Here is a 15366-nt window from a genome sequence, read left to right on the forward strand (position 1 = left end):
GCTGTGCCCTCATCTATTGTTTCTATTCTTTTCCTTGGTGCGTAATCCGATATGAGTTCCGCTCTGTCCATCCGGCAGCTAACCAAAACCTACGGCAACGGTTTCCAGGCCCTGAGTGGTATCGATCTGGACGTCGCCGAAGGTGATTTCTTCGCCTTGCTCGGCCCCAACGGTGCCGGCAAATCCACCACCATCGGTATCCTCTCGACCCTGGTCAACAAGACCAGCGGCACGGTGAATATCTTTGGCCATGACCTGGACAAATCCCCGGCGGCGCTCAAGCGTTCCATCGGCGTGGTGCCTCAGGAATTCAACTTCAACCAGTTCGAAAAGACCTTCGACATTGTCGTGACCCAGGCCGGTTACTACGGCATCCCGCCGAAAATCGCCAAGGAACGCGCCGAGCAGTACCTGACCCAACTGGGCCTGTGGGACAAGCGCGATGTGCCTTCGCGCTCGTTGTCCGGCGGCATGAAACGGCGCCTGATGATTGCCCGCGCACTGGTGCATGAACCGCGCCTGCTGATCCTCGACGAGCCCACCGCTGGCGTGGACATCGAGTTGCGTCGTTCGATGTGGACCTTTCTCACCGAGCTGAACGAGAAGGGCATCACCATCATTCTTACGACCCACTATCTGGAAGAGGCCGAGCAGTTGTGCCGCAACATCGGCATCATCGACCACGGCACCATTGTCGAGAACACCAGCATGCGTAACCTGCTGGGCCAGCTCCACGTGGAAACCTTCCTGCTCGACCTGAAAAACAACCTGTCGGCACCGCCGCAATTGTTGGGCTACCCAAGCAGCCTGGTGGACAGCCACACGCTGGAAGTGCAGGTGGACAAAGCCATGGGCATCACCGCGCTGTTCAGCCAACTGGCGACCCAGAACATCGAAGTGCTGAGCCTGCGTAACAAAACCAATCGCCTTGAGGAGTTGTTCGTGTCCCTGGTGGAGAAAAATCTGGCGAAGGTGGCGGTATGAGTTCCGAACTGCAACCCAACCTCGTCGCGCTGCAGACCATCGTCTACCGCGAAGTGAAGCGCTTTACCCGGATCTGGCCGCAGACCTTGCTGCCGCCGGCGATCACCATGGTCCTGTACTTCGTGATCTTCGGTAACCTGATCGGCCGGCAGATCGGTGACATGGGTGGCTTCACCTATATGGAGTACATCGTGCCGGGCCTGATCATGATGTCGGTGATCACCAACTCCTACGGCAACGTGGTGTCGAGTTTCTTTGGCAGCAAGTTTCAACGCTCCATCGAAGAGTTGATGGTGTCACCGGTGTCGCCGCACACCATCCTGATCGGCTACACCTTGGGCGGCGTGCTGCGTGGCTTGATGGTGGGGGTGATCGTGACCCTGCTGTCGTTGTTCTTCACCCACCTGCAAGTGCATCACCTGGGGGTCACCATTCTGGTCGTGGTGCTCACGGCGACGATCTTCTCGCTGCTGGGGTTTATCAACGCAGTGTTTGCGCGCAACTTCGATGATATTTCGATCATTCCGACGTTCGTGCTGACGCCGCTGACCTACCTGGGCGGGGTGTTCTACTCCATCACGTTGCTGCCGCCGTTCTGGCAGACCGTGTCCCTGGCCAACCCGGTGCTGCACATGGTCAACGCCTTCCGCTACGGTATTCTGGGCGTATCGGATATCAGGATCAGCGTGGCGATCACGTTCATGGTTGTCGCCACCATCGTCTTGTATATCGGTTGTGCGCGGTTGCTGGTAAGCGGGCGTGGGATGCGTACGTAAATACAGCTTCTACTCGGTCAAAATGTGGGAGGGGGCTTGCCCCCGATAGTGGTGTGTCAGCCAGCTCATCTGCAGCTGACACACCGTCATCGGGGGCAAGCCCCCTCCCACATTTGGTTTTGTGTAAGGCCTTCAGACTTGCAGTGCCATGTCGATCAGGGCATGCAGCTCTTCGACGCTCAGGGGCTCTGTCGAGAACAGAATACGAAACACCGTGGGTGCCGCGAGCAGATTGATCAAACGCTCCACGCTGGGGGCTGGCTGGTCCGGATAACGATCAACGATCACCTGCAACTGCCCGCTCAGAATGCTCACGCAATACCCCGGCGTCACGCTGCACTGCACGTCGCGCATCATGTGGCGTCCAGGCTCCGAACTCATTTCATCCAGATATTGTTCCGCCCAGGCTTGCAGGTCGCCGCGCAGGCTGCCGGTAATGGCCGGCTCGCTGTCCGGGCGCATGCGCGCCAGGGCCACGTCGGCCAGCAGCGCAGAGAGGTCACCCCAGCGCCGGTAGATGGTCGAGGGCGTGACGCCTGCGCGTGTCGCAATCATCGGCACGGTGACGCTGGCGCGCTCATGGGTTTCCAGCAGTTCGCGGACGGCCGAATGCACGGATTCTTGTACCCGGGCACTACGGCCCCCCGGGCGAAGGCCTTCTTTGATCGCCATGGGTAAAACCTTAACACAAAGAATTTGCTTTAAGCGCCGACGGGTAGCACACTCCACAAAAGCAAAATATTAGCTTTAGCGGAGCGTGCCTATGCCCAGCAATCTGTCTCAACGGTCCAGCCTGACATTTCTGGTGATCACGGTACTGACCTTTCTCGCCGCCTCCAGCGCGCCGACGCCGTTGTACCAGGTGTACCAGGACAATCTGCATTTCTCCGCAGCGATGCTGACGCTGATCTTTGGCGTGTATGCCGTGAGTCTGCTGGCGGCGCTGCTGACGGTGGGATCGCTGTCGGATTACATCGGGCGCAAGCCGGTGATTTTCGTCGCGCTGCTCCTGAATATCGTGGCGATGCTGTTGTTTATCAACGCCGACAGCACCGCCTGCCTGATTGCCGCGCGGGGGCTGCAAGGCTTCGCCACGGGGACGGCGACGGCGGTGTTAAGTGCGACGCTGCTCGACACCGACCGCCTGCGCGGGCCGATGCTCAATAGCCTCGCGCCGATGCTGGGCATGGCCAGCGGCGGCTTGGGCAGCGGTTTACTGGTGGAATACGCGCCCTGGCCGACCCAGTTGATCTACTTCGCCCTGCTCGGATTGATGGTGCTTCAGGCGCTGTATGTCTGGCGCTTGTCGGAAACCGTCAGCCGCATACCGGGTGCCTTGAAATCCCTGACGCCGACCCTGCATGTGCCGAAGCAGGCGCGCCGGGCCCTGGGCTTGGCGATGCCGTTGAATGTGGCGGTATGGGCGCTGGGTGGTTTCTATTCATCCCTGGCGCCGTCGCTGGTGCGGGCAGCAACGGGTTCGACTTCGCACCTGATCGGCGGCGGACTGGTGGCCGTGATTACCTTGAGTGGCGCAGTGATGATCTACAGCCTGCGCGAGCACCCGGCAGATAAGGTTATGCGCCTGTCTGCGATGTTGCTGGCGGCGGGCGTGGCACTGTTGCTGACGGCTGTGCAAAGCGCCAGCCTGTGGTTGTTCTTTGTCGCCAGTGTGGTGGCCGGCCTGGGTTTTGGCGGCGGGTTCATGGGCAGTGTGCGCAGTATCGTGGGGATGGCATTGCCCCATGAGCGCGCGGGGTTGATGTCGGCGTTCTACGTGTTGAGTTATCTGGCGTTCTGCTTGCCGGCGCTGCTGGCCGGTAACTTGAGCCGGGAGTTTGGTTTGATCGCCACCACCGATGCGTACGGCGCGCTCCTGATTCTGCTGGCCTTGGGGGCTTTGGCCGGAATGCTCTGGCAGCGCCCGCTATATCTGCATAACAGATAATATATAGAGATATTACCCGTTATATAGATATTCGCTCCGCTTCTATGATGGCCTCAACCTCATGCGAGGAAGAGGATTGCCATCATGACCTGCTTGACCCCCATCAGCTATAAACCCTTCAGTCACCTGGCCCGTCCCCGGGAAGTGATTCGCCAGTTCACCCCGAACTGGTTCGCCGCGACCATGGGCACCGGCGTGCTGGCGCTGGCCCTGGCGCAACTGCCGGGGGCACTGCCGGGCATGCTCGCCGTCGCCGAGGGGCTGTGGATGTTTACCATCGGGCTGTTCATCCTGTTCAGCGCGCTGTATGCCGCACGCTGGGTGATGTTTTTCCACGAGGCGCGGCGGATTTTCGGGCACTCCACGGTCTCGATGTTTTTCGGCACCATCCCCATGGGCCTGGCGACTCTGCTGAATGGTTTGCTGCTGTTCGGCCTGCCACGCTGGGGCGATGCTGTGATCCCCCTGGCCGAAGCCCTGTGGTGGCTGGACGTGGCCATGGCGGTGGCCTGCGGCGTGTTGATCCCGTTCATGATGTTCACCCGCCAGGAGCACAGCATCGACCAGATGACCGCAGTGTGGCTGCTCCCGGTGGTGGCCGCCGAAGTCGCCGCCGCCAGCGGGGGCCTGCTGGCGCCGCACCTGGTGGATGCCCATGGGCAACTGGTGATGCTGGTGACCAGCTACGTACTCTGGGCGTTCTCCCTGCCGGTGGCCTTCAGCATCCTGACCATCCTGATGCTGCGCATGGCTTTGCACAAACTGCCCCACGCCAACATGGCGGCCTCGAGCTGGCTGGCGCTGGGGCCCATCGGCACCGGTGCCCTGGGCATGTTGCTGCTCGGCGGCGATGCGCCCGCGATCTTTACAGCCAACGGCCTGCCGGGTGTCGGCGAGATAGCCAACGGGCTCGGCCTGGTGGCGGGCATCACCTTGTGGGGGTTTGGCTTGTGGTGGATGTTGCTGGCGGTGTTGATCACCCTGCGTTACCTGCGCGCCGGTATCCCGTTCAACCTCGGCTGGTGGGGCTTTACCTTTCCGCTGGGGGTGTACGCGCTGTCCACGCTCAAGCTTGCAAGCCTGCTGCACCTGGGGTTCTTCAGCGTATTGGGCAGTGGGCTGGTGGTGGCGCTGGCGCTGATGTGGCTGATCGTGGCAACGCGCACGGTGCAGGGTGCCTATAAAGGCGAGCTTTTTGTTTCACCTTGCATTGCAGGGCTAGCGAATAAGTAAGCCGGATTAGGTAAAGTCGTGGCCTGATCAATAACAGGCCACGCAGGAACACGGACGATGAGCCACCCCTCACAATTCACCTTGCTGCGCACGCGGCGTTTCCTGCCGTTTTTCATCACCCAGCTCCTGGGCGCGTTCAACGACAACATCTTCAAGCAATCGCTGATCCTGGCGATTCTCTACAAGCTCACCCTCGACGGTGACCGTTCCATCTGGGTCAACCTGTGCGCCTTGCTGTTCATCCTGCCGTTCTTCCTGTTCTCGGCGCTGGCCGGGCAGTTTGGCGAGAAATTCAACAAGGACGCGTTGATCCGCGCGATCAAGCTTGGTGAGATCGTGATCATGGCGGTGGGGGCCACCGGCTTTCTGTTCGATCACCTGGAATTGATGCTACTGGCGCTGTTCGCCATGGGCACCCACTCGGCGCTGTTCGGCCCGGTAAAGTACTCGATCATGCCCCAGGCGCTGCACGACGATGAGCTGGTCGGCGGCAACGGCCTGGTGGAAATGGGCACGTTCCTGGCGATCCTCGCCGGCACCATCGGCGCGGGCATCATGATGTCATCCACCCATTACGCGCCGGTGGTGGCCGTGGCGATTGTCGGCGTGGCGCTGCTGGGGTACCTCGCCAGCCGCAGCATTCCACGGGCGGCAGCTTCTACGCCGCAATTGCGCCTGGACTGGAACATCTTCACCCAGTCCTGGGCCACGCTGCGCATGGGCCTGGGACAGACCCCGGCGGTGTCGCGCTCGATCGTCGGCAATTCATGGTTCTGGTTCGTCGGCGCGATCTACCTGACGCAGATTCCGGCCTACGCCAAGGAATGGTTGTATGGCGACGAAACCGTGGTCACCCTGATCCTCACCGTGTTCTCGGTGGGGATCGCGCTTGGTTCGATGCTCTGCGAAAAGCTGTCCGGGCGTAAGGTGGAAATCGGCCTGGTACCGTTCGGCTCGTTCGGCCTGACGGTGTTCGGCCTGCTGCTGTGGTGGCATTCCGGCGGCTTCGCGCAGAATGTCCAGCCCAACGACTGGCTTGCGGTGCTCGGCTACGGGCAAGCCTGGTGGGTGTTGTTCGATATCCTCGGGCTGGGCGTGTTTGGTGGCTTTTACATCGTGCCGCTGTACGCGCTGATCCAGTCGCGCACCGACGAGAACCAGCGTGCGCGCGTGATCGCGGCCAACAACATCCTCAATGCGCTGTTCATGGTGGTGTCGGCAATTGTGTCGATCCTGCTGCTGAGCGTGGCCAAGCTGTCGATCCCCGAGTTGTTCCTGGTGGTGTCGCTGCTCAACATCGCGGTCAATACCTACATCTTCAGGATCGTGCCCGAGTTCACCATGCGCTTCATGATCTGGCTGCTCAGCCATTCCATGTACCGCGTCGAGCACCGCAACCTGGAGCAGATTCCGGATGAAGGCGCGGCCTTGCTGGTTTGCAACCATGTGTCGTTTGTCGATGCGCTGCTGATTGGCGGCGCAGTGCGTCGGCCGATTCGGTTTGTCATGTACTACAAGATCTACCGCTTGCCGGTGCTCAACTTCATCTTCCGCACCGCCGGGGCGATTCCGATTGCCGGGCGTCACGAAGACATCCAGATCTACGAAAAGGCCTTCACGCGGATCGCCGAGTACTTGAAGGACGGTGAGTTGGTGTGCATCTTCCCGGAAGGCAAGTTGACCGGCGATGGCGAGATGAATGAGTTTCGCGGTGGCGTGACGCGGATTCTGGAAGAGACGCCGGTGCCGGTGATTCCGATGGCGTTGCAGGGGCTGTGGGGGAGTTTTTTCAGTCGCGATCCGAACAAGGGGTTGTTCCATCGGATCTGGTCGCGCGTGGTGTTGGCGGCGGGTGCGCCTGTTCCTGTAGAGGAGGCGACACCTGCGCAGTTGCAGGCTGTGGTCGGTGTTCTGCGTGGGAGTGTCAGGTAGTTCTGTGCTGGATGTACTGGCCTCATCGGGGGCAAGCCCCCTCTCACATTTGAATGCGTTCACAAATCAAAAGTGGGAGGGGGCTTGCCCCCGATGGCAGTAGTGGCCTAGGTGGAGATTTTGAGGCCAATAAGCCCGCAGATGATCAACGCCACGCTGGCCAACCGGAACAGCGCCATGGATTCTCCAAACAGGATAATCCCGGCGATCACCGTGCCCACGGCGCCCACCCCGGTCCATACGGCGTAGGCGGTGCCCAGCGGCAGCTCCTTTACCGCCATCCCCAGCAGGCCAAGGCTGATGGCCATGGCGGCAATGGTCAGTGCGGTGGGCAGGGGCTTGCTGAAACCGTCGGTGTACTTCAGGCCGACAGCCCAGCCGACTTCGAACAACCCGGCAAAAAACAGAATGATCCAGGACATGATGACCTCGCTTCTTCAGGCGGGGTCGTCCCCGGATTCAACGCTCGTTGGCGTCGCGGGGTCGTCCCCGCGAAGCGCTTAGAGTGCCGAACATGCACCCCACGATCAAGTTTGCGGGGTGTTCTCCAGCGCGCGGCGGTCTTCCTTCTCGCTCATGCGGCGAAAATAGGTCGAGAGCAACGCCCCGGAAATATTGTGCCAGACGCTGAACAGCGCACTGGGCACCGCCGCCAGCGGCGAGAAGTGCGCGCTGGCCAGCGCGGCGCCGAGCCCGGAGTTCTGCATACCCACTTCCAGCGCCAGTGACTTGCGTTGGGCCAAGGGCAGCTTGAACAGCCGCCCGGTGAAGTAACCGAGCAAGTAGCCGAAGCTGTTGTGCAGCATCACCACGGCCATGATCAACAGGCCCGACTCGGCAATCTTCGCCTGGCTGGCGGCAACCACCGCTGCGACGATGATCACGATGCTGACCACCGAGACCAGCGGCAGCACCTCGACCGCATGCCGTACCCGACTCCCCAGCAGCCGCTGCGCGACCACCCGAGCACGATAGGCAGCAGCACCACTTGCAGGATCGACCAGAACAACTCCATGAACGACACCGGCAGCCAGGCCGAGGCCAGCAACCAGATCAACGCCGGCGTGAGCAGCGGGGCGAGGAGGGTGGTGACGGCGGCGATGGCCACCGACAGCGCCAGATCGCCACGGGCCAGCCAGGTCATCACGTTGGATGAAGTGCCGCTCGGGCAGCAGCCGACCAGAATCACCCCGACGGCAATTTCCGGCGGCAGGTGAAAGACCTGGCACAACAGCCACGCCACGCCCGGCATGATCACAAAGTGCGCGACCACGCCGAGGGCGACGCGCCACGGATGGCGGGCCACCTCAGCGAAGTCTTCAAGTTTCAAGGTCAGGCCCATGCCGAACATCACCAGGCCCAGCAACGGCACAATGGCGCTTTTCAGACCGATGAACCACGCGGGTTCGAGGAAGGCGAGCACCGCGAACATCAGCACCCAGTAGGCGAAGGTATTGCCGACAAAGCGGCTCAGGGCGGCGAGTGCGCGCATGGGGTAGTCCTTGTTATAGAGATTTGTAAATGCGGTCGAATGTGGAAGGGGGCTTGCTCCCGATGGCGGTGGTTCAGTCAAAGATACGTTGGCTGACACTCTGCCATCGGGAGCAAGCCCCCTCCCACATTTCGCTCTTCACCCGGCTTAGATGCCTTGCGGCGTCTCTTCACCGCCGAGTGCTTCGATCAGCGCGGGCAGGAACTCGCCAAAGGTCAGCATCATCAGGGTAAAGCTGGCATCCAGCTGGCCCAGGGCTTCGTCGCCGCCGTCCTGTTCGGCCTGGTCCTGCAGCAGGTCTTCGAACTTCAGGCGCTTGACGGTCATTTTGTCGTCGAGCATGAAGGACAGCTTGTCCTGCCAGGCCAGGGACAATTGGGTCACGACTTTGCCAGTGGTCAGGTGCAGCTGGATTTCTTCGCCGGTCAGATCCTGGCGCTTGCAGCGCACGATGCCGCCGTCTTCGTGGGTGTCGCGCAGTTCGCATTCGTCGAGCACGAAGAAGTCGTCGGCAGGCTTCTGGGTGGTGACCCAGTCGGTCATGATCGCCGTCGGTGCGGTTTTCACGGTCAGTGGGCGAACGGGCAGGGTGCCGATCACTTCGCGCAAGGTAGAAAGCAAGTCTTCGGCGCGTTTCGGGCTGGCCGAGTTCACCAGGATCAGGCCCTGTTTCGGCGCGATGGCGGCGAAGGTCGACGAGCGACGAATAAAGGCGCGCGGCAGGAACGCCTGGATGATTTCATCCTTGATCTGGTCGCGTTCCTTTTTATAGACCTTGCGCATTTGCTCGGCCTCGATTTCCTCGACCTTCTCTTTAACCGCATCGCGCACCACGCTGCCCGGCAGGATGCGTTCTTCCTTGCGTGCGGCGATCAGCAGGAAGTCGCCGCTGACGTGCACCAGGGGCGCGTCTTCACCTTTACCGAAAGGCGCGACGAAACCGTAAGTCGTCAACTCCTGGCTCGCGCACGGGCGCGCCAGTTTGGTGGCCATGGCCGCTTCCAACGCCTCGGCATCAACGGGCAGATCTTGGGTCAGGCGATAGATAAGCAGGTTCTTGAACCACATGGGGTGAGTCTCTCCTCTATACAAAGGGGGGCATTATTCTCTTGATCACGCCCCAGGCCAACCCTGCGTAAGCCATTGGAAGGGCTGAAAAAAAAGATTTAAGAAAGTGCTTGCCAGACCTTAGGTCGCTCCGTAGAATGCGCGCCACACCGAAACGAAGGGTGATTAGCTCAGCTGGGAGAGCATCTGCCTTACAAGCAGAGGGTCGGCGGTTCGATCCCGTCATCACCCACCATTCGCTTCAAGTGTTACGCGCAGCGGTAGTTCAGTCGGTTAGAATACCGGCCTGTCACGCCGGGGGTCGCGGGTTCGAGTCCCGTCCGCTGCGCCATATTCGGTAACCTGGAACGCTGAACACCAGGTCGCCACAAGAAGCCCGCTCACTGAGCGGGCTTTTTATTGTGCGAAATATGGCAAAAAGTCGTTCGGTAAACTTTTTTTAAATAAACTGCATTTAAATCAAGACATTACGATTTTTTGATGTATGATGCGCCCACACCGAAACGAAGGGTGATTAGCTCAGCTGGGAGAGCATCTGCCTTACAAGCAGAGGGTCGGCGGTTCGATCCCGTCATCACCCACCATTCGCTTCATGTGTTACGCGCAGCGGTAGTTCAGTCGGTTAGAATACCGGCCTGTCACGCCGGGGGTCGCGGGTTCGAGTCCCGTCCGCTGCGCCATATTCGGTAACCTGGAACACTGAACGCCAGGTCGCCACAAGAAGCCCGCTCATTGAGCGGGCTTTTTTTCGTCTGCACAATTTCGCTGCAATTGCATCCCCAACCACGGTTTTTAATAAGACGGTTAAGCTGCGTCGTTAGAACAACGGGAGGGGCGTCATGCAGCACCTGGATCACTTATCTTTGCACTTGTTCATTCTGGTCTGTGAAGAGGGCACGATTGCACGCGCCAGCGAGCGGGCATTCATTGCGCCGTCGGCGGTCAGTAAACGTATTTCCGATATTGAGGCGCGGTTTGGTACGCCGCTGCTCAACCGCAGCAAGCGCGGGGTCGAACCGACGCCGGCGGGGTTAGCGCTACTTCGGCACGCTCGGTCCCTGACGCGGGCCATGGAGCGGCTCGATAGCGAGCTTAGCGAATACGCTGAAGGCGCCCGAGGACATGTCCGGGTATTGGCAAACATCTCATCAATCATGGAGTTCCTGCCCGAGGAACTGTCGGACTTCATGATCGAGCACCCAAGAATCCAGGCAGACATCGAAGAGCGTTTCAGTCCCGACGTGGTGCGCGGGGTAGCCGAAGGCAATGCCGATTTAGGTATTTGTCGACGATCAATGGCCGTGGGCGATCTGGAATTTCTGCCCTATCGCCGGGATCACCTGGCGGTTGTCGTAGGGGCGAACCATGCCCTGACCGGTCGTACCCATATTGCGTTCGCAGAGACCCTGGCCTTTGATCACTTGGGGCTGTCGGCTTTCGCCACGTTGAATAACTTCATGCGCAGTGAAGCGACGAAGGAGGGCCATGAGCTGCGGTTTCGCTCCTATGTGTCGTCATTTGATGCAGCTTTTCGGCTGGTGCAATTCGGCTTGGGACTTGCCGTATTCCCCCTGGAAGCAGTGGAGCGGTATGCGCGGTTGTTTGACTTGCGGATTATCCCGCTGACCGACGATTGGGCATTGGGTGAGTTTGTTATCTGTGTCCGTGACCGGGATGCACTTTCGCTGTCGGCCCGGCGATTGCTGGATCATCTGCTTTTGCGCGCGACATCGCTTGCGCCCCGCACCTGACTGTATCCGTCGCCGTTGGCGATGGATCACCGCGTAAATGACGTCTTTTTGCTGACTCCCTGGCTCTCTAATCTGAAGGTGCGCTTCAGCCTGTGAGAGCTTTTTTCATGACAAAAATAACAATCAACGAAGTCGGCATGCGTGATGGTTTGCAAAGCCTTCAAGCCACTATGCCGACATCCGCCAAACGACAATGGATTGATGCCGCCTATGCCGCAGGTGTGCGGTACATGGAGGTCGCGTCCTTTGTTCCCGCCAACCTGTTGCCGCAGATGGCCGATGCCAAAGAAGTCGTCGCCCATGCCTTGAGTTTTCCGGATCTGGTTGTCACGGTCCTGGCGCCTAACCTGCGCGGCTGTCGCGATGCGCTGGAATCCGGCGCGCACCGTATCATTGCGCCCGTGTCCGTCAGCGCAGCCCACAGCCTGGCCAATGTGCGCCGTACTCCGCTGGAAATGGTCGAAGAGCTGGCGCGAATGTGCCAGCTGCGTACTGAATCCGGCTTGCACAACGTTCAAGTGATCGCCGGCATGTCCGTGGCCTTCGGCTGTACCCGGCAAGGTGATGTGCCATTGAGCGATCTCTGCGCGTTGACCGGGCATGTACTGCAAGCCGGCTGCGATCTGGTGTCCCTGGGAGACACCACGGGCTACGCCAATCCCGGCCAGGTGGCGACCACCTTGCAGGCGGTTCGCGCCATCGCAGGTGACAAGCTCAGGGCCGCGCACTTCCACGACACTCGAGGCCTGGCGCTTGCCAATAGCCTGGTCGCCGTTCAGCAAGGTATCACCGAGCTCGACTCGTCACTGGCCGGGTTGGGCGGTTGTCCGTTTGCACCAGGTGCATCCGGCAATACGGTCACAGAAGACTTGGTGTTCATGCTGCAGAGCATGGGCTACGAGACGGGCATCGACCTGGCAGCCCTGATCGCTTCCCGCCATGTGCTCAGCGAAGCACTGCCGCACGAGACGCTCTACGGCTGCATTGCACGAGCTGGCCTGCCACTCAATTACGCATCAGTCGCCGGTCGCGTCTGAACCTGCCCGATCAAGGAGAACCCTAATGTCCAGGCTTCCATTGGACGGCATTCGTGTCGTTGAAATTTCTCACATGGTGATGGGCCCGACCTGCGGAATGATCCTGGGTGACCTCGGTGCCGAGGTGATCAAGATTGAACCGATCCGTGGCGACGGTACACGCCGTCTGCTGGGCGCCGGTGCCGGTTTTTTTCGCACGTTCAACCGTAACAAACAGTGCATCGCCATCGACGTCAATACTCAACAAGGACGAGATGCGGTACTGGAGCTGATCGATACCGCTGATGTATTCATCGAGAACTTCAAGCCCGGCCGCATGAGCGAGCTCGGCTTTGGTTACGCGGCGATTCGAGCGCGTAACCCGCGCATTATCTACGCCTCGCACAAAGGCTTTCTCAACGGCCCCTACGACAATCGCCTGGCCTTGGATGAAGTTGTGCAAATGATGGCAGGCCTGGCCTATATGACCGGCCCGGTAGGCAGGCCTCTGCGTGCCGGCAGTTCGGTGAACGACATCATGGGCGGCATGTTCGGTGCTATCGGTGTGCTTGCTGCGCTCAACGATCGTCATGTCACCGGCGTCGGTCGTGAGGTGCAAAGCGCGCTTTACGAAAACTGCGTATTGCTCGCTGCTCAGCATATGCAGCAATACGCCGTGACCGGCCAAGCGGCTGCACCGATGCCAAACCGTATCAGTGCATGGGCCATTTACGATGTATTCGAGTTTGCCAATGGGGAGCAGATGTTCGTCGCCGCCACGGGTGAAGGTCAGTGGACCGCCCTGTGTCAATTGCTCGGCCAGACCGCATTGCTGGACGACCAGACCCTTGCTACCAACAATGATCGCGTGCTGCAGCGGCCACGTCTGCTGGCTCACTTGGCTGAAGTCTTTGCCAGCATGGACGCTCAAGCGCTGGCCCTGGAGCTTGAGGCCAACAGTATTCCGTTTGCTCCGATTCGACGGCCCGAGGAATTGTTCGAGGATCCTCATCTGCTGCACAGCGGTGGCCTTGCACAGCTTGAACTCGAAGACGGATCGTTCACCGCAATGCCACTGCTGCCGTTGTCCCTGGATGGCGAGCGACTGCAACCCCGTCGATCTATCCCACGCATCGGCGAGCACACCCACAACGTCATGCGTGAACTGGGCTACAGCGACGAACACATTGCCGAGCTGTGTGCCGCCGGTGTCCTGAAAACCGACGCTCAGCCTTGAGGAAGAACTGCCATGGCTATTTATCAATACGACACCCTTATTCCTGTCATTCACGCCGAAACGTTCATCGCGCAAGACGCTACCGTCATCGGCAATGTCACGCTGGCGCAGGGCGTCAGTGTCTGGCCGCAGGCTGTTCTGCGGGGTGACAACGAGCCGATTCACATCGGTCAGCACAGCAATGTGCAGGAGGGGGCGGTGCTGCATGCCGATCCGGGATTTGCGCTGACGGTGGGCGAGGGCGTCACTATCGGCCACCAGGCCATGTTGCACGGTTGCACCATCGGCGACGGAGCGCTGATCGGGATTCAGGCTGTTGTGCTCAATGGCGCGGTCATCGGCAGCAATTGCCTGGTCGGTGCCGGGGCGGTTGTCACCGAAGGCAAGGTGTTCCCGGACAACTCACTTATTCTCGGCGCACCTGCCAAAGTCGTGCGCGAACTGACACCTGAAGCAATTGCCGGCATGCATCGAAACGCCGCTGACTATGTCGTCAAAGGTCAGGCTTACAAGGCCAAACTCATTCTGATCGGCTGAACCCATCGAGCAGGGTTCCTCAAGAGCCTTGCCTCTCTCCAATAATTACAACAATGGAGAAACATCATGGTTGCCATGACTGGCGAAATCGCGCTTGCGCGCAACGCAGAAACAATCAATGAGCTGCTGCTCTACCGGCGTGTGGCCTGGCGAATCATGCCGCTGGCCATTATCTGCTTTCTCTTTTCCTATTTTGACCGGATCAACATCAGCTTCGCCAAGACCCAGATGCAGCAAGAATTGGGTTTGTCCGACGCGGCGTACGGCTTGGCCGCGAGCATGTTCTTTTTCGGCTACGTACTATTTGAGGTCCCCAGCAGCCTGGGGCTCAAGCGCTATGGCGCACCTGCCTGGATCTGCCGGATCATGATCTCCTGGGGGCTGGCAACGGCGGCGTTAATGTTCGCCTACACGCAATACACCCTGTACTTCCTGCGTTTTCTGATCGGCGTCATGGAAGCCGGTTTTGGCCCGGCGATCCTGTTCTACCTGGCGTGCTGGTTTCCCAAGAAGCACCTGGCGAAGATGAATGGCCTCTGGTTCCTTGCTGTACCCCTGGCAGGCGCGGTCGGGGGCCCAGCGGCGGGAATCCTGTTGGGCACGATGGACGGCGTGTTCGGTCTGGCTGGCTGGCACTGGCTGTTCCTGATGTCCGGACTGCCCTGTGTGGTGCTCGGCCTGCTAGTGCTGTGGAAGCTGGACCGAGACATCGAATCGGCCAAATGGTTAAGCCGTAGCGAGAAGGATCTGCTGGCGGCGAACCTGGCGCATGACAAAGTCAACGATAAGCCGGTATTGGGGTCCTTGTGGCGTGTGTTGCTGACCCGGGAAGTCGCGATCATGGCGTTCATCTACTTTGTGATCAAGACAGCTTCTTATGGCCTCAATTTCTGGATGCCACACCTGATCAAATCGTCCGGTGTACAGAGTCTATTCTGGATAGGGATGCTTTCGGCGCTGCCTTACATCGTGGCCTGTATCGGCATGATATGGCTGACCCGGCGTTCCGATCGTACGGGTGAGCGCAAGACTTACCTTGTTCTGTGCCTGTTGGCGGCAGCCGTCGGCTATCTGTTGGCTTGCCTGTTCTCGGATTCATCCTGGGCCATGATGGCAGCGCTCGTACTCGCTACTGCGGGTACCTTTATTGCGATCCCGATTTTCTGGACCATCCCGCAATCGACCTTTTCGGGACTGGCGATCGCCACGGGGACTGCGGCGATCAACTCCATCGGTCAACTGAGCGGTATGGTTGCCCCGGTGATGGTGGGGAAAATCAACGATCTGACCGGCTCTACCTACATGGGCATGCTCTCCATCGCACCGCTGATTCTGGTCGCTGGTTTCGTGGTCATGCGCTACGTCAAGAATCCCAGGTCCTGACCCCGTTAT

At 59.8% G+C, this 15366-nt stretch carries 13 protein-coding genes, 4 tRNA genes and 1 pseudogene; 14 read left to right on the forward strand and 4 right to left on the reverse strand.

The window, feature by feature from the left end; genetic code table 11:
• Positions 1-51 precede the first annotated feature (51 nt).
• Together C4J92_RS08950 and C4J92_RS08955 are read left to right on the forward strand one after the other, a co-directional pair.
• Complete coding sequence (locus C4J92_RS08950; protein WP_124403586.1) at positions 52-984, forward strand: ABC transporter ATP-binding protein; 933 nt, start codon at positions 52-54, stop codon at positions 982-984.
• Positions 981-1760, forward strand: coding sequence for an ABC transporter permease (locus C4J92_RS08955; protein WP_124403587.1), 780 nt, complete (start codon positions 981-983; stop codon positions 1758-1760). The genes C4J92_RS08950 and C4J92_RS08955 overlap by 4 nt, the downstream gene beginning before the upstream one ends.
• 132 nt (positions 1761-1892) lie before the next feature.
• On the opposite strand, the gene C4J92_RS08960 is transcribed toward C4J92_RS08955, so the two are convergent.
• Positions 1893-2432, reverse strand: coding sequence for a TetR/AcrR family transcriptional regulator (locus tag C4J92_RS08960; protein WP_124403588.1), 540 nt, complete (start codon positions 2430-2432; stop codon positions 1893-1895).
• Positions 2433-2523: 91 nt separating this feature from the next.
• On the opposite strand from C4J92_RS08960, the gene C4J92_RS08965 reads away from it, so the two are divergent.
• From C4J92_RS08965 to C4J92_RS08975, 3 genes are all read left to right on the forward strand, one after another.
• Positions 2524-3708, forward strand: a complete 1185-nt coding sequence (locus C4J92_RS08965; RefSeq protein WP_124403589.1) for an MFS transporter — start codon at positions 2524-2526, stop codon at positions 3706-3708.
• A gap of 84 nt (positions 3709-3792) precedes the next feature.
• A complete protein-coding gene (locus C4J92_RS08970; protein WP_124403590.1) occupies positions 3793-4941 on the forward strand; it encodes a TDT family transporter in 1149 nt (382 codons plus the stop codon).
• 57 nt (positions 4942-4998) lie between these two features.
• Positions 4999-6873, forward strand: coding sequence for an MFS transporter (locus C4J92_RS08975; protein ID WP_124403591.1), 1875 nt, complete (start codon positions 4999-5001; stop codon positions 6871-6873).
• A gap of 107 nt (positions 6874-6980) precedes the next feature.
• Here C4J92_RS08975 and sugE read toward each other — a convergent pair whose 3' ends face one another.
• From sugE to rdgC, 3 genes and pseudogenes are all read right to left on the reverse strand, one after another.
• Positions 6981-7295, reverse strand: coding sequence for a quaternary ammonium compound efflux SMR transporter SugE (gene sugE / locus C4J92_RS08980; protein WP_124362026.1), 315 nt, complete (start codon positions 7293-7295; stop codon positions 6981-6983).
• Between the two features lie 105 nt (positions 7296-7400).
• Positions 7401-8365: pseudogene (locus tag C4J92_RS08985) on the reverse strand (bile acid:sodium symporter family protein).
• A gap of 147 nt (positions 8366-8512) precedes the next feature.
• Positions 8513-9433: a recombination-associated protein RdgC gene (rdgC, locus tag C4J92_RS08990; protein ID WP_124357762.1), complete on the reverse strand. Its 921-nt coding sequence runs from the start codon at positions 9431-9433 to the stop codon at positions 8513-8515.
• Between the two features lie 159 nt (positions 9434-9592).
• Here rdgC and C4J92_RS08995 point away from each other — a divergent pair.
• The 9 genes from C4J92_RS08995 to C4J92_RS09035 all read left to right on the forward strand — a co-directional run bounded on the left by C4J92_RS08995 (position 9593) and on the right by C4J92_RS09035 (position 15357).
• Positions 9593-9668, forward strand: a tRNA-Val gene (locus C4J92_RS08995).
• A 19-nt stretch (positions 9669-9687) separates the two neighbouring features.
• Positions 9688-9764, forward strand: a tRNA-Asp gene (locus C4J92_RS09000).
• 177 nt (positions 9765-9941) lie between these two features.
• Positions 9942-10017: transfer RNA gene (locus C4J92_RS09005), tRNA-Val, on the forward strand.
• A 19-nt stretch (positions 10018-10036) separates the two neighbouring features.
• Positions 10037-10113: transfer RNA gene (locus C4J92_RS09010), tRNA-Asp, on the forward strand.
• A gap of 159 nt (positions 10114-10272) precedes the next feature.
• Positions 10273-11184 carry a LysR family transcriptional regulator gene (locus tag C4J92_RS09015; protein ID WP_124403592.1) on the forward strand — a complete coding sequence of 304 codons (912 nt, stop codon included), beginning with the start codon at positions 10273-10275 and terminating at the stop codon, positions 11182-11184.
• A 107-nt stretch (positions 11185-11291) separates the two neighbouring features.
• Positions 11292-12221 (forward strand): hydroxymethylglutaryl-CoA lyase, encoded by a 930-nt coding sequence (locus tag C4J92_RS09020; RefSeq protein ID WP_124403593.1) that lies wholly within the window; start codon positions 11292-11294, stop codon positions 12219-12221.
• Positions 12222-12246: 25 nt separating this feature from the next.
• Complete coding sequence (locus C4J92_RS09025) at positions 12247-13437, forward strand: CaiB/BaiF CoA-transferase family protein (protein WP_124403594.1); 1191 nt, start codon at positions 12247-12249, stop codon at positions 13435-13437.
• Positions 13438-13449: 12 nt separating this feature from the next.
• On the forward strand, positions 13450-13974 hold the full coding sequence (locus C4J92_RS09030) for a gamma carbonic anhydrase family protein (protein ID WP_124370209.1): 525 nt from the start codon (positions 13450-13452) through the stop codon (positions 13972-13974).
• 66 nt (positions 13975-14040) lie between these two features.
• Entirely contained in the window at positions 14041-15357 is a 1317-nt protein-coding gene (locus tag C4J92_RS09035) for an MFS transporter (protein ID WP_124403595.1), read from the forward strand.
• Positions 15358-15366 lie beyond the last annotated feature (9 nt).

Origin of the sequence: Pseudomonas sp. R3-18-08 (assembly GCF_003852065.1) — a bacterium.
GTDB lineage: Bacteria > Pseudomonadota > Gammaproteobacteria > Pseudomonadales > Pseudomonadaceae > Aquipseudomonas.